The organism is Campylobacter sp. RM16704 (genome assembly GCF_000816245.1).
Taxonomy (GTDB): Bacteria; Campylobacterota; Campylobacteria; order Campylobacterales; family Campylobacteraceae; genus Campylobacter_D.
The window spans coordinates 759981-774420 of the sequence record NZ_CP007769.1 but is presented as its reverse complement, the minus strand read 5'-3'; the positions used below and the strand labels follow the sequence as shown (position 1 = coordinate 774420).

General features: G+C 28.3%; 17 protein-coding genes and 1 pseudogene. 10 read left to right on the top strand and 8 right to left on the bottom strand.

Features of this window, described 5'->3' with window-relative positions:
• Positions 1–34: 34 nt before the first annotated feature.
• Positions 35–306: pseudogene (locus CAQ16704_RS04015) on the top strand (cysteine peptidase family C39 domain-containing protein); the annotation flags it as partial.
• A gap of 4 nt (positions 307–310) precedes the next feature.
• Here the strand turns inward: CAQ16704_RS04015 and CAQ16704_RS04010 are convergent.
• On the bottom strand, positions 311–1582 hold the full coding sequence (locus tag CAQ16704_RS04010) for a Cj0814 family flagellar-dependent secreted protein (RefSeq protein ID WP_039666983.1): 1272 nt from the start codon (positions 1580–1582) through the stop codon (positions 311–313).
• A gap of 159 nt (positions 1583–1741) precedes the next feature.
• Between CAQ16704_RS04010 and flgA the strand changes: the two genes are divergently transcribed.
• From flgA to speA, 6 genes are read left to right on the top strand one after another with little or no spacing between them, the layout of a single operon-like run.
• Positions 1742–2404: a flagellar basal body P-ring formation chaperone FlgA gene (gene flgA / locus CAQ16704_RS04005; protein ID WP_039666982.1), complete on the top strand. Its 663-nt coding sequence runs from the start codon at positions 1742–1744 to the stop codon at positions 2402–2404.
• Positions 2401–2985 carry a UbiX family flavin prenyltransferase gene (locus CAQ16704_RS04000; protein WP_039666981.1) on the top strand — a complete coding sequence of 195 codons (585 nt, stop codon included), beginning with the start codon at positions 2401–2403 and terminating at the stop codon, positions 2983–2985. Before flgA ends, CAQ16704_RS04000 begins: the two co-directional genes overlap by 4 nt.
• A complete protein-coding gene (gene coaD / locus CAQ16704_RS03995; protein WP_039666980.1) occupies positions 2978–3457 on the top strand; it encodes a pantetheine-phosphate adenylyltransferase in 480 nt (159 codons plus the stop codon). Before CAQ16704_RS04000 ends, coaD begins: the two co-directional genes overlap by 8 nt.
• Positions 3448–4032, top strand: a complete 585-nt coding sequence (gene tmk / locus CAQ16704_RS03990; RefSeq protein WP_039666979.1) for a dTMP kinase — start codon at positions 3448–3450, stop codon at positions 4030–4032. The genes coaD and tmk overlap by 10 nt, the downstream gene beginning before the upstream one ends.
• Positions 4025–5251: a histidine--tRNA ligase gene (gene hisS / locus CAQ16704_RS03985; protein ID WP_039666978.1), complete on the top strand. Its 1227-nt coding sequence runs from the start codon at positions 4025–4027 to the stop codon at positions 5249–5251. Before tmk ends, hisS begins: the two co-directional genes overlap by 8 nt.
• On the top strand, positions 5248–7077 hold the full coding sequence (gene speA, locus CAQ16704_RS03980; protein WP_039666977.1) for a biosynthetic arginine decarboxylase: 1830 nt from the start codon (positions 5248–5250) through the stop codon (positions 7075–7077). The genes hisS and speA overlap by 4 nt, the downstream gene beginning before the upstream one ends.
• Positions 7078–7111: 34 nt before the next feature.
• Here the strand turns inward: speA and CAQ16704_RS03975 are convergent, their stop codons facing one another.
• Positions 7112–7459 carry a hypothetical protein gene (locus CAQ16704_RS03975; RefSeq protein ID WP_039666976.1) on the bottom strand — a complete coding sequence of 116 codons (348 nt, stop codon included), beginning with the start codon at positions 7457–7459 and terminating at the stop codon, positions 7112–7114.
• Positions 7460–7512: 53 nt separating this feature from the next.
• On the bottom strand, positions 7513–8097 hold the full coding sequence (locus CAQ16704_RS03970; RefSeq protein WP_039666975.1) for a hypothetical protein: 585 nt from the start codon (positions 8095–8097) through the stop codon (positions 7513–7515).
• A 130-nt stretch (positions 8098–8227) separates the two neighbouring features.
• On the opposite strand from CAQ16704_RS03970, the gene cysE reads away from it, so the two are divergent.
• Together cysE and murG are read left to right on the top strand one after the other, a co-directional pair.
• A complete protein-coding gene (gene cysE / locus CAQ16704_RS03965) occupies positions 8228–8833 on the top strand; it encodes a serine O-acetyltransferase (protein WP_039666974.1) in 606 nt (201 codons plus the stop codon).
• Positions 8830–9861 (top strand): undecaprenyldiphospho-muramoylpentapeptide beta-N-acetylglucosaminyltransferase, encoded by a 1032-nt coding sequence (gene murG / locus CAQ16704_RS03960; protein ID WP_039666973.1) that lies wholly within the window; start codon positions 8830–8832, stop codon positions 9859–9861. Before cysE ends, murG begins: the two co-directional genes overlap by 4 nt.
• Here the strand turns inward: murG and CAQ16704_RS03955 are convergent.
• The 5 genes from CAQ16704_RS03955 to CAQ16704_RS03935 are packed head-to-tail and all read right to left on the bottom strand — an operon-like array spanning position 9854 to position 13098.
• Positions 9854–10474, bottom strand: coding sequence for a YggS family pyridoxal phosphate-dependent enzyme (locus CAQ16704_RS03955; RefSeq protein ID WP_039666972.1), 621 nt, complete (start codon positions 10472–10474; stop codon positions 9854–9856). The genes murG and CAQ16704_RS03955 overlap by 8 nt on opposite strands.
• Before the next feature lie 6 nt (positions 10475–10480).
• Positions 10481–11728, bottom strand: coding sequence for an RNA polymerase factor sigma-54 (locus tag CAQ16704_RS03950; protein WP_039666971.1), 1248 nt, complete (start codon positions 11726–11728; stop codon positions 10481–10483).
• Entirely contained in the window at positions 11728–12453 is a 726-nt protein-coding gene (gene lptB, locus CAQ16704_RS03945) for an LPS export ABC transporter ATP-binding protein (RefSeq protein WP_039667722.1), read from the bottom strand. Before lptB ends, CAQ16704_RS03950 begins: the two co-directional genes overlap by 1 nt.
• Positions 12446–12853: a tRNA (adenosine(37)-N6)-threonylcarbamoyltransferase complex ATPase subunit type 1 TsaE gene (tsaE, locus tag CAQ16704_RS03940; protein WP_039666970.1), complete on the bottom strand. Its 408-nt coding sequence runs from the start codon at positions 12851–12853 to the stop codon at positions 12446–12448. The genes lptB and tsaE overlap by 8 nt, the downstream gene beginning before the upstream one ends.
• Positions 12850–13098, bottom strand: a complete 249-nt coding sequence (locus tag CAQ16704_RS03935) for an RNA-binding S4 domain-containing protein (protein WP_039666969.1) — start codon at positions 13096–13098, stop codon at positions 12850–12852. The genes tsaE and CAQ16704_RS03935 overlap by 4 nt, the downstream gene beginning before the upstream one ends.
• A gap of 114 nt (positions 13099–13212) precedes the next feature.
• Here CAQ16704_RS03935 and CAQ16704_RS03930 point away from each other — a divergent pair, with 114 nt between their 5' ends.
• On the top strand, positions 13213–14433 hold the full coding sequence (locus CAQ16704_RS03930) for an argininosuccinate synthase (RefSeq protein WP_039666968.1): 1221 nt from the start codon (positions 13213–13215) through the stop codon (positions 14431–14433).
• Positions 14434–14440 lie beyond the last annotated feature (7 nt).

The following is a 14440-nucleotide window of genomic DNA, read 5'->3' as shown; positions in this document are numbered from 1 at the left end:
TAAATTAAAATATATTTGATTTTATCAATAATTCATTATTAATATACCAATACTTTAAAAATTGAAAACGACCCACGCTTTCCACATTTTGTGGTAATTATTAATTATAAAGGGGGTTATTTACAAGTATTTGATCCAAGCTATGGAGAGTATATAAGTTCTAAAAGAGAATTTTTTAGCATTTGGGATAGATATAATAAAGGTGGATATGCTTTAATTGTAGCACCAAAAAAAGAATTAAAAAAATTTAAATTAAATATACCAAAACATTTATTTTTTGAAATAAATCATTTTGGTATAAATTAAAAGATTACGCCCTAGTTTGATTTAAAATATTATTTAATTTATCCATTACAGAATTTACATAAGAATTTATACTTTCATTGCTAGGAGAGTAGCCACTAGCTTTAGCTTGATTAAATTGATTATCAAACCAAGCCCCACCATAACCTATGCTTGAATTTTGCCAAGCAATATTATTTTCTTTGGCATAAATTTTAGAATCAAGCCAGCCATCTTGAGCGTGTGCTTTTAAAATTTGTGCAAAATCGACTTTACCTGTCATAATATCATTTAAAGAGGCTAAAGAACCATCAAAACTTTCTTTTGCCATAGCTTCTTTAAATGCTTGAATTTTAGGATTGACTTTGGTGCTTCCACCTTCTAAAATTGTTCCACCACTAGATTTTAAAAAACTCATAAATAAAGCTTCTTTAGTATAGCTTCCATCTTCATTTTTTGGATAAACAGACATATCGGGATTAAAAGTATCTTTTGCTATATCGCTATCTAAAATTTGAGTTTCCATACTTTCAGGGGAAAAATCTAATTTTTTTAATCCTGTATTGATAGAATTTTGCATTCCTATGCTATCTATAGTATTGTATTGCTCTTGTGTATCATAAAAATTTGTTATAGTTTGTTTATTTAAATTTTCTAAAGAAGCAAAATTGTTATTTGTGTCATAAACGCTATAACCTTTTGGTAAAGAATTTAAATCTTCTACACTAAAACTAGTTTTATTAGAATTTTCAAAACTATGATTTATGATTTGATCAAATTTAGAATAATATTGTCTTATAGTATCAGCCATATCTATATTTGTATAGTAACCACCAGTTACACTCAATGAAGTTTTACTTGATGTGCTAAAATAATTTTCCTCATTGTATCTATACAACTCATCTAAAGTAGATTTATGTATCTTAAAATCTTCAGGCAATCCCGCTGCTTTATTAAAATCACTACCCATATAGCCACTAGAATCAACACTATAACCATAAGCCATAGAAGCAGGATTATTAGCTTGTCTATATTTTAAAGCATAAATAGAATTTTTAAAATCGCTTGATATATGATAATTAGGAGAATCGCTTTTAATACTATTTTGATTTAATATTGCTTCATTGAGTGCTAATGTTTGAGTATTATTACTTTGAATTTCAATTAATTTACTAGCATTTTGTTTAACAAAAGTATTTGCAAAATTTGTTTTTGAACTTGTTTTATTTTCTTTATTTGCTTTTGTTTGTGAAATGATAGAACCATAAGAGGAATTATCATTTATACTAAATATACTCATTATGCAATTCCTTAGATTTAGATTTTGCCCTCAATCTTCAATCTTGCATTTTTACAAGCAAATTTTATTCCATTTATTTTGCCAATTTTCAACTAAATTCAAACTTTTTTAGATATGATATATCAGTTTTTGATTTTATTATATAAGGTTATATTACTTGTGAAAAATATTGTATTATTTCTATTTTTCTATACTTTAAGCTTTGCTTCAAATTTTGATGAAGTAAAATTAGCTTTAATTAAGGAATTTAAAACAAACTATCCAGAATTAGAAATCATTTCTTTAGATCTTAACACTCAATCAAACTTGCCTGTAGATTTTAATCAATACATTTTTTTAAAACTAGGCAATCATAATTTTGATAGGGCTGATGGTTTTGTTAAGGCCGAATTTAAAACTCCAGAGCAGTTTAAAAAAAATATCTTTTTTAAATATTTTTTAAAGGCAAAATTAGAAGTTTTGCAGACTACGCGTCCTATTTTGCGTAATGAAAACTTAAGTCCTGCAAGTTTTAAAATTTTAAAAATTCCTTTTGATAAAGCTCCACAAGGTGTGTTAAAAAAAGATGAAATTGCAAATTTAATAGCAAAAAGTAATATAAGAGAAAATATGATTTTAAAATATAATATGTTTAAAACCAAAACCCTTATACAAAGAAATGATTCTGTTTATGGGGTTATCAAAGATGGGGATTTAAGTATGATTATAGAGTTAAAAGCTTTACAAAGTGGGAATTTAAACCAAAGAATTCGCCTTAAAAATAAAGATGGAAAAGTCGTGCATGGTAAAGTCATTAGTAAAAATTATGTGGAGCTAAAATGAGAAAAATTTTAGTAGGTATTAGTGGGGCTAGTTCTTGTGAACTTGGTTTTTTATTATTAAAACATTTAAAAGAAAAAGGACAAATTTATGCCATTATAAGCAAAAATGCAAAAATAAGCTTCGCAAAAGAAAATTCTCTTTTAGAAAATATAGACTTTTTGCAACACATAAAAGATAAATTTGAACTTGATCATGTAAATTTTTTAGATAATGAAGATATCAGCCAAAATGTAGCAAGTGGATCTTTTGGTATAGATACAACTTTTATCACACCTTGTTCTATCAATACTTTGGCAAAAATAGCTTGTGGTATAGGTGATACTTTGCTTACAAGGGCTGCAGGAGTAGCTTTAAAGGAACATAAAAGGCTTATACTTGGAGTCAGAGAAATGCCCTATTCTACTTTAAATTTAGAGCAGATGTCTAAGCTTTCTAATTATGGAGTTATCATCGCACCTCCTGTAATGGCAAGTTATGCTAAGGTTGATAATTTAGAAAAATTATATGAATTTATTGTAGGTAAATGGCTTGATATTGCCAACATTGAGCATAATTTATACCAAAGGTGGCAAAATGGCTAGTTGCATATACCCAGGAACTTTTGATCCTATTACAAATGGGCATTTAGATGTAATCATTAGAGCTAGTAAGATGTTTGAAGAAGTTGTAGTTGCTATAGCCAAGAGTGAGAGTAAAAGACCCATGTTTAGTTTAGAACATAGAGAAAAAATGGTAAAAATTGCTACAAAAGATTTAAAAAATGTTAGAATTATCACTTTTGATAATTTGTTAGTAGATTTAGCTAAAAATTTACAAATAAATATCATTATAAGGGGTTTAAGAGCAGTAAGTGATTTTGAATATGAATTGCAACTTGGTTATGCAAATCATATGCTTTGGGAAGATTTTGAAACTATTTATCTTATGCCAAATTTAAAAAATTCTTTTATCTCTAGTTCTATAGTAAGATCTATTTGTATGCATAATGGCGATGTGGATAAACTTGTGCCAAAAGAAATTATACCTTTATTAAAGGAGAAAGATTGTATATAGCTTTTGAAGGAATTGATTGTGTTGGTAAAAGTACACAAATAGAGCTTTTAAAAAAATATTTCCATGATGCAATTTTTACTAAAGAACCTGGTGGAAGTGAGCTAGGGGTGCATTTAAGAAAGATTTTGCTAGAAAGTAAAATACAATTTTCTAAAAAGGCTGAATTGTTGCTTTTTTTAGCAGATAGAGCAAATTTAATTGATATGCATTTAGTGCAAAATAAAAACAAACTTATCATTTCAGATCGTAGTTTTATCTCCAATATGGCTTATGCTAAACTTGATTTTGATTTAAAAACTTTATTTGAATTAAATACTTTTGCTACAGGTGGAGTATTTCCACAAAAGGTAGTTTTTTTATATGGTTCTAAAGAGCTTATTATGCAAAGACTTTCTAGAAAGAATTTAGATAGTATTGAGAAAAGAGGAATTGAATATTTTTTGAATATACAAAATGCATTAGAAGAAACTTTAGAGTTTTTAAAAACCAAGATAGATATAAAAATTTTAAAATTAGATGCATCATTAAGTATTGAAATTTTACATGAAAAAATTAAGGATTTTATAGATGATTAATGCTTTAAAAGGAATGAAAGATTTACAAGATGATCAAGCAATGCTTTATGAAAAAGTAGTAAAAACTTGTGAAGAAGTAGCTAAAAATTATGGATTTACTTTCATCAATTGTCCGCATTTAGAACTAACTAAACTTTTTAAAAGAAGTGTTGGAGAAAGCTCTGATATAGTCGGTAAAGAAATGTATGAATTTATCGATAAAGCAGGCAATGAAGTGTGCTTAAGGCCTGAAGGGACAGCTGGGGTGGTAAGATCATATATAGAAGCTAAAATGGATAAGGCTCAAAGTGTTAAAAGATGGTTTTATCATGGCTCTATGTTTCGCTATGAAAGACCACAAAAAGGAAGATTGCGTGAATTTCATCAATTTGGTGTAGAAAGCTTTGGTATAGCAAGTGTGTATGAGGACGCAAGTATTATCTTAATGCTAAATGAAATTTTTAAACGCTTAGAAATTCACACAAGCTTGAAAATTAATTCTTTAGGCTGTAAAGAATGTATGGGTGTGTATAAAGAAAAACTCATAGCTTTTTTAAATTCTAAAGAAGGTTTTTGTGAGGATTGCTTAAGAAGAAAAGACTTAAATCCTATTAGAGTGCTTGATTGTAAAAATGATCATTGTCAAAGTTTAATCGAAAATGCTCCAAAACTAAGTGAAAATTTATGTCCTTGCTGTAAAAAAGATTATGAAAAATTACAAAAACTTTTAAAAGAAAATGATGTTGAGTTTGAATGTGATGAGAAATTAGTGCGCGGGCTTGATTATTACTCTAAAAGTGCATTTGAGTTTGTTAGTGATGAAATCGGTGCAAAAGCTGCTGTAGCAGGTGGTGGAAGATATGATAGATTGATTGAATACTTAGATGGCAAAAGTGGTCATGGCGTGGGTTTTGCTATGGGTATAGAAAGAATTATGGCTATTTTAGAGCAAAAACAAAGTGTAAAATCAAGAGAAGGAATTTATCTTTGTGCTATGGATGAAGCTTATATAGATACTATTTTTAAATTAGCAAATACTTTAAGAAAAAAACATAAAGTATATTTAAGCTATGAAGCAAAAAAACTTGCAAAGCATTTAAACCAAGCAGATAATGCTAATGCTAAAATCTTTTTGTGTATAGGTGAAGATGAGATACAAAAAGAAGAGATTTTTTATAAAAATTTAGAAAATAAAGATACTAAAAATATAAAATTAGCAAATTTGGAGAATGAGTTATGATTGATTATGGTATTAATATTTGGGGTGCAAATAATTTTATCATCGAAAATGGCAAAGTATGTGTAAATCATGGTAAAAAACCTGCTATTATAGATATAGTAAATACTTTGCGTGATGATGGTTATAAGGGGCCGTTATTGCTTCGTTTTCCTCATTTAATCCATAAGCAAATTGAGCAAATTTATGATAAATTTGCTAAGGCAAAAAAAGAATTTAATTACAAAGGTTCTTTTAATGCTGTGTATCCTTTAAAAGTCAATCAATATCCTGGTTTTGTAAAAAATTTAGTCAATTTAGGTAAAGAATATAATTATGGCTTGGAAGCAGGAAGCAAGGCTGAGCTTTTGTTAGCTATGGCTTATAACAACAAAGGTGCACCTATAACGGTTAATGGCTTTAAAGACAAAGAGCTAATAAATATGGGATTTATAGCGTGTGAAATGGGTCATAATATCACTTTAACTATGGAAGGGCTTAATGAGCTTGAAGCAATGATAGAAATAGCTAAAAATCGTTTTAAGCCAAAGCCAAACATAGGTTTAAGAGTACGTTTGCATTCAGCTGGCGTTGGAATTTGGGCAAAAAGTGGTGGTATAAACTCAAAATTTGGTTTAACATCTACTGAGCTTATTGAAGCGGTAAATCTTTTAAAAGCTAATAAACTTTTAGATCAATTTACTATGATACATTTTCACTTGGGTTCGCAAATCACTGAAATTCATCCTTTAAAAAAAGCTTTAAATGAAGCAGGCAATATCTACACCGAGCTTAGAAAAATGGGTGCAAAAAATTTAAAAGCTATTAATCTTGGAGGGGGGTTAGCAGTAGAATACTCTCAGTTTAAAAACGAAACGAGTAGAAATTATACTTTAAGTGAATATGCAAACGATGTTGTATTTATTTTAAAAAGTATTGCAGAACAAAAAAAAGATTTAGAGCCTGATATTTTTATAGAAAGTGGGCGTTTTGTAGCGGCTAATCATGCTGTTTTAGTAGCACCTGTTTTAGAGCTTTTTTCACAAGAATACACAGAAAGTAAGCTTTTATTAAAAGATAAAAATCCAAAACTTATTGATGAACTTTATGATTTATATAAAAATATTAAAGCCTCTAATGCACTTGAATATTTACATGATAGTATAGATCATATGGAGAGCATTTTAACCTTGTTTGATTTAGGTTATGTGGATTTACAAGATCGCTCTAATAGTGAAATTTTAGTGCATTTGATTATGAGAAAAGCTATTACTTTGGTGGGTGATCAGGCTGATTTATCAAGTTTGCAAAATGAAGTGCAAGAAAAATATTTAGTGAATTTTTCGGTGTTTCAGTCTTTACCTGATTTTTGGGGTTTGGAACAAAATTTTCCTATTATGCCACTTGATAGACTTAATAAAAAGCCCACAAGAAGTGCAAGTATATGGGATATAACTTGTGATAGCGATGGAGAAATTTCATACTCTAAAGATAATCCTTTGTTTTTACATGATATTGATGTAGAAGCTGAAGATTATTTTTTAGGATTTTTCCTAGTAGGAGCTTATCAAGAAGTGTTAGGTATGAAACATAATCTTTTTACACACCCAACAGATGCTTGCATAAGTATCAATGAAAAGGGTTTTGAAGTAGAAAGTGTGTTAGAGGCTCAATCTATTTTAGATACCTTAGAAGATCTTGACTATGATATTCATGCAATTATGGATAATATTAATGAAAAAATTTATGCTTCAAAACTTGTTAATGAAAATCAAAAAAAACATATCTTAGGTGAAATTTATTTGTTTTTAAATGATAATGGATATTTAAAAAGTATAGGTAGCAAATAAAATTATAAGGCAAGAAAATTCTCTTGCCTTATTTTTACCAATCAGTCGTCATACATTTTTGCTGTATATATATCATAAGAGCTTTTTTACCATCTGGTGTAGTTGGTGGATTCTTAAATTCTTCTGAAATTTTAATTATTTTATTATTGGGACATTGTGCCCTAGTACTCAATCCTTTTTTAACTTCAAGCAAATACTTTTTTCCAGAAAATTCAAAATCATATATACCATCTTTTGGCTGTTTGCTATTGACTGATTTTGGTTTTTCTTTATTAGAAGGTGTATTATTATCAACGATGAAATTTTTTAAATCTCCTGCATTTAACATTGAAGCATATAACACTGAAATAATACAAATTACATTTTTAAAATTATTTTTCATTTTTCCCTCTTTCCTTTTTTAAGTTTTTAAGTTTTTAAGTTTTTTATTCCTCCTTATTTTGAATTTTCCTTACCATATATCCAAAGCATATGATCAATTTCTCTATTGCTAAAATTATTTAATTTGTAAAATATTTTAAATTCATTTATTATTTTTATTAAATTTTTATAATTTTTTAAATTATTTTTTGTAAAATAAAAGGATGAAAATTTGTATTTTTTATTAAAATAAATTAAACTTTTTGAAATAAATTGATCATAGATAACATATTTTTGTTTGTTATGATGAAAACAATATTTACTAGCAAAAGAATATAAGAATATTTTTTTATTTTTAGAATTTGTAAAATTTGCAATTTGCTCAATAATACAAGGATTTCCCGCTTTTAAAGCTTTGTCAATATCTAGTTTTAATATCCAATCGGCTATATCATTTATGCCATACATTTTTAAATTTGTACTATAAAAGTTATCTATAATACAAGCTTTTAGAGAAATAGAAATTTTGTTTTTGTTATCTGGGTAATTGTTGAAAATATATTCAACTACCTTTTCTTGTTCTCTATAATGTTTATATTCTTTAGATTGTTTATATTTATTGAGAAAATTTATCAAGATATTTTTAATTTCTTCTTGCATTTTAACCCTTATTTTTTAAAAAAAGTATTCTACCCCCCCCCCATTATTAAAAAACACTTAAATATAGTGTAAAATTATTTATATTTTTTTTGGTAAAATTATTTTTCAGATATTATAAAAAGGTGAAAATATGGGATTTTTTTGTATTCTTAAAGAAGATTTTTCTATGCCAAAACAAAAAGATCCTGCATATAGATCTTGCCTAGAATTAGCTTTTAATTATCCTGGAGTTTGGGCTGTTGTAAATTATCGTTTTGCACATTTTTTTTACAAAAAAGGTTTTATAAAAATTGCAAGGATTATTAGTGGAATTTCTCAATTTTTTACCGGAGTTGATTTACACCCAGGTGCAAGTTTAGGTAGAAGGATATTTATAGATCATGCTTATGGAGTTGTGATTGGTGAAACTTCTGTTATAGGTAATGATGTTTTGATTTATCAAGGCGTTACTTTAGGTGGAACGAATTTAGATAAAAAGACCAAAAGACACCCTACTATAGAAGATGGAGTGATAATAGGCTCTGGTGCTAAAATTTTAGGCAATATTACTATAGGTAAAAATGCCAAAATAGGTTCAAATGCAGTTGTGCTAAAAGATGTTGGATCAAATTTAACAGCTATTGGCATACCTGCTTATATTAAAGAACATGGCAAGATTGATTATGAAGAAAAAATAGCTAAATTAGAAACAAGGCTTGCTGTTTTAGAAGAAAAACTAAATAAAGAGGATAAATGATAGCAATTACAGGTGGAGGCACGGGAGGGCATTTGGCTATAGCTAGATGTCTATTGCAAAGTGCAAAAAAACAAGGCATAGATTGTATTTATATAGGAAGTGAAAATGGTCAAGATAGGCTTTGGTTTGAAAATGAAGATGGTTTTTATAAAAAATATTTTTTAAGCTCTCAAGGTGTTGTCAATAAAAAAGGCTTGTCTAAATTTCAGTCACTTTTTCACATTTTAAAACTTGCAAAAAAAACAAAGCAAATTTTAAAAGAGCATAAAATTAAAGCAGTTTTTAGCGTGGGAGGATATAGCAGTGCTCCTAGTGCTTTTGCTGCTTTAATGGCAAATATCCCTCTTTTAATTCATGAGCAAAACTCCAAAATGGGGAGTTTAAATTCTCTTTTAAAACCTTTTTCTAAGGCTTTTTTTACTGCTTTTGATGATCAAATTGACAAAACAAACACCTTCTTTTGTCCTTATCCTATTAGCGAGATTTTTTCTCAAAAAGCAAGAGTTCGAAAAGAATTAAAAAATATTATTTTTTTAGGTGGCTCACAAGGAGCTAAATTTATTAACGATCTTGCTTTGGAAAATGCTTTATATTTCAAAGAAAAAGGCATTAATATTATTCATCAATGTGGTAAGAATGATTATGAAAGATGTAAAAAAGCTTATGGGGATTTAAATATAAAAGTAGAACTTTTTGATTTTGATAAAAACATTATAGACAAAATTTCTAAAGCAGATTTAGCTATATCAAGATCAGGTGCTAGTAGTCTTTTTGAGCTTAGCGCAAATTACCTTCCTTGTATTTTTATACCTTATCCTTATGCAGCTAAAAATCATCAGTATTTTAATGCTTTGTATTTAAAAGAGCGTAATTTGTGTGAGATTTTAAGTCAAGAAGAAAAACAGAAATTTTTGAACTTAGTAGAAAATTTTTCACTAGAATCAAAATCTTTAGCTTTACGAGGATTGAAAAGTGAAAATGGTGCAGATTTTATGATAGAAAAAGCTAAGCAAATGGGGTTTATTTAAATAAAATACTCCCTAAACGCACCATATTTGAGCCACATTTTATAGCAAGTTCAAAATCTCCACTCATACCCATGGAGCAAATTTTTGCCCCGTGTTTTTGTAAATTGTCATAAATTTTAAAGCTTTGCTCAAAGCTTTCTTTAGTTTTTTCTTTATCCATAGAACCAATACACATAATTCCTACCAAGTTTAAATTTTTACATTCTTCTTGTATTTGTAAATACTCTTCTATAGCTTTGTTTTGTTCTATGCCACTTTTAGAACTTTCATTAGCAGTGTTAATTTCTAGTAAAGTATCAAGTTTATAATCAAGTCTTTTATTTACTGCTTTGGCTATTTTTAAGCCATTGCAAGATTGCCAAAGTATAGGGTTTTGTTTGATTAAAAGATTGATTTTATTACTTTGGAGATTACCTATAAAATGCCATTTGATTTCTTGTATATCTTGAAGTTTTTCTTTTTTTAAAGCTAAAGCTTGAACTTGATTTTCTCCAAATTCCACAACACCTTGCTTAAAAAGCTTTCGAATTTGTCCATCTTGAACATACTTACTAGCAGCTATTAAACGCACATTTTGTTTTATAGTTTTTTCAAAAATTATTTCTATATTCATATTTTCCTACATTAGTTCATATAATTTTTTACGCTCACTTGAACTTCCTATGCCAAGTTGCATGCGATATTTAGTGATGGTTCTACGTCCTAGTTGCACACTTGGGAATTCTTTTTGGGTTAGTTCTAGAATTTTTAAATCACTCAAAGGTTTTTTAGGGTTTTCTTTTTTAATTAAATTACTAAGAAAATCTTTGATTGTTGCATTAGAAGTTTCGCCATCATCAACTGCAGTAGTAAAGAAAGATTTTAAAGGTATTAAACCTCTATCACAACTTAAATATTTGTTTGCAATTGCCCTTGAAATAGTGGAAGCATTTCTTTCAAGATCTTGTGCTAAATCTTTAAGCTGCATAGGTTTAATATCTCCTCCTATAAAAAAATCATATTGATATTCTACTATCATAAGTCCTATTTTATAAAGAGTTGCTTTACGCATAGCTAGGGCATCAATTAAATTTTTAGCATCTTTTAAATATGCATTTAAAAATTCATGCTCTAATCCATCTGATTCAAATGCAATTTCAGGATAATAATCATCATTAATTTTAATTTTAATTTCTCCATTTTCATGGTAAATAAAAATATCAGGAATGATTTCCATGCTTTCTTCAAAATACTCCAAAAACGGCGGAATGGAAATTTTTTTAATTATAGCTATAGCCTTTTTATATAATGGATCTTTAATAAAATCTTTAGCATTTTCTAAATTTAAAATAAGTGTCTTACAAAATTCATAAAGTTCATCTTCTAAGTCAAAATGTTCCAAAGCAAAAATAAAAGCTTCTTGTTGATCTTTTGCTCCTACTCCAATAGGATCAAGATACTTAAATCTCTGCCTTATTTTTTCAACTTCCAAAGGATCAAATTCGCCTAGAATTTCTTCATCATATTCAAAATATCCCTCATGATTTAAGCATTCTATGATTTTTTCTGCAATTGTTTGGGATTTTTTAGTAGGAAAAAATGGTGGTATGATTTGCTCACTTAAAATATTATAAACATTTTTTACTTCAAAACTTTTTGCATCAATCATTTGTGTAGTAGTGTTTTTACTAAAATATTCTTGATAGTATTTATTTTGAGTATTAGCAATACTTGAATTTTCTTTTATTTCTATAAAAGGATTTTCTTTTGCAAATTCGTCTAATCTTTCTTTTAAATCTTCAATATTAGCCTGTAGTATAGGAAGCCATGATCTTAACGTTTGTGATAGTTTTGGTTTTTGCGTTATAGAGGTTTTTTGTTTAAGCATTATTCAAGTCTAAACTCACTTCCAAGATAGTATTTTTTTACATCTTCATTATATGCTATTTCTTTAGCATTACCACTAGCTAACAACCTTCCGCTTCTAATCACATAAGCTTTATCACAAATTGCTAGAGTTTCTCTTACATTATGATCGGTAATTAAAACACCTATATTCATAGCTTTTAAGTCTTTAATTAAATTTTGAATTTCTTTCACAGCTATAGGATCAACACCAGCAAAAGGTTCATCTAGGAGTAAAAATTTAGGATTACATATCAACGATCTTGCAATTTCACACCTTCTTCTTTCACCCCCACTTAAACTCATACCTTTTCTATGTCTAATAGGTTCTATACTCAATAATTCTAACATTTGCTCAATTTTTTGCTCTATTTTTTTTTTATCTGTATATATTATTTGAGCAGCTAAAAGTAAATTTTCTTCAACACTTAAATCTTTAAATACACTACTTTCTTGAGGTAAATACCCAATGCCAAGTTTTGCTCTTTTATTGAGTGGTTCTTTTGTAATATCTTGTGAATCTAGAAAAACTTGTCCATTAGTTGGTAAAATAAGTCCGCATATCATATAAAAACTTGTTGTTTTTCCTGCTCCATTTGGTCCTAAAAGCCCTACAACTTCACCACTTTGAACTTCTAATGAAATATCATGTATAATTTTTGTTTTTTTAATGATTTTTTCTAAATTTTTAACTTCTAATTTACTCATATACAATGTACTTTCTTTTATTTTCATAAGGAATAATTTGCAAAATTATATTAAAAATTTGATATTTATCTAAGTATTTTTTTAATTTATCATCACCCCATTCTACTAAATGCAAACCATCTTCAAAAAAATTTTCAATCAAGCCATTTTTTAAAAGCCCATCAAAACCTTCTTGATAAATATCATAATGATATATTTTACCTTGATGAAAATTATATTCTTGCATGATAGAAAATGTAGGAGAATTAAGCATCTTTACTACTCCAAGAAATTGAGCGTAATTTTGTACTAAAGTGGTTTTACCACTAGCTAAATCCCCTTGAAGTAAAATAACCCCATTTTTGGGTAAAATTTCACAAAGCTTATTAAGCTCATCTTGAGCTAGAATTAATTCTTTCATTGAATTTTTACCACATATTTTTCTTGCATAGCTTTTGGAATGCTTTTAGAAGTCGGTATATCTAAAACTTTATAAATGCTAGTGTATTCTATAAATTTGATACTTATTTCATCACCAACTTTTACTTCTTTACTAGCTTTTACCACTTGATTATTTACACTTATTACGCCATTTTTGCACATATCTTCCGAAATTGCACGGCGCTTAGTAATATTAACTACATTTAAAAATTTATCTATTCTCATAAAAATATTTTATCAAAAAATATAAGAAAATGTTATAAAATGTTTAAATATTTTACATTATATTAAGCTAAATTCGTTAAATTTTACAATCATTTTTTACAAAGAGGGAAAACAATGAAAAAAGATATCAAAAAAGTGGTTTTGGCATATTCTGGTGGACTTGACACAAGTATAATTTTAAAATGGTTACAAGATGAATACAAATGTGAAGTGGTAACTTTTACAGCAGATATTGGGCAAGGTGAAGAGCTTGAACCTGCTAGAAAAAAAGCACTTTCTTTGAGTGTAAAAGAAGAAAATATTTTTATTCAAGATTTAAAAGATGAATTTGTAAAAGATTATGTATTTCCTATGTTTAGAGCAAATGCGATTTATGAGGGAGAGTATTTGCTAGGTACAAGCATTGCAAGACCTTTAATAACAAAAGCTTTAGTAGAAATAGCAAATAAAACAAAAGCAGACGCTATTAGCCATGGGGCAACCGGTAAAGGAAATGATCAAGTGCGTTTTGAATTGGGTGCACTAGCACTAAATCCAAATTTAGCCATCATTGCTCCTTGGAGAGAATGGGATTTAAACAGCCGTGAAAAACTCTTAGCTTATGCACAAAAACATGGTATTGATATAGCCAAAAAACCAGGTAAATCACCTTATTCTATGGATGCAAATTTATTGCATATTTCTTATGAGGGTTTAGTGCTTGAAGATCCTGCGGCTAAACCTGAAGCAGATATGTGGCGTTGGGTAAAAGATTTAAAAGAAACTCCAAGTGAAAGTGAAGTAATAGAACTTGAGTTTAGTAAAGGCGATTTGTGTGCTATTAATGGAGAAAAAATGTCTCCTGCACAGCTTTTGGCAAAGCTTAATGAGCTTGGTGCAAAACATGGTATAGGTCGTCTTGATATTGTTGAAAACCGCTATGTGGGTATGAAAAGTAGAGGTTGTTATGAAACCCCAGGTGGAAGCATACTTTTAAAAGCACACCGTGCTATAGAAAGCATCACACTAGATAGAGAAGCAGCACATTTAAAAGATGAATTAATGCCAAAATATGCAAGTTTGATTTATAATGGCTATTGGTTTTCACCTGAAAGATTAATGCTTCAAGCCTTAATTGATGAGTCGCAAAAATATGTAAATGGTAAAGTTAAGCTTGAATTATATAAAGGCAATGTAATGGTAATAGGCAGAGAAAGTGCAAATGATAGTTTATTTAGCGAGGCTTATTGTACTTTTGAAGAAGATGTTGTGTATGATCAAAAAGATGCGACAGGTTTTATAAGATTAAACGCTTTAAGATTTATCATCGCAGGTAAAAATGGAAGAAAATTTTAAAAAAGGA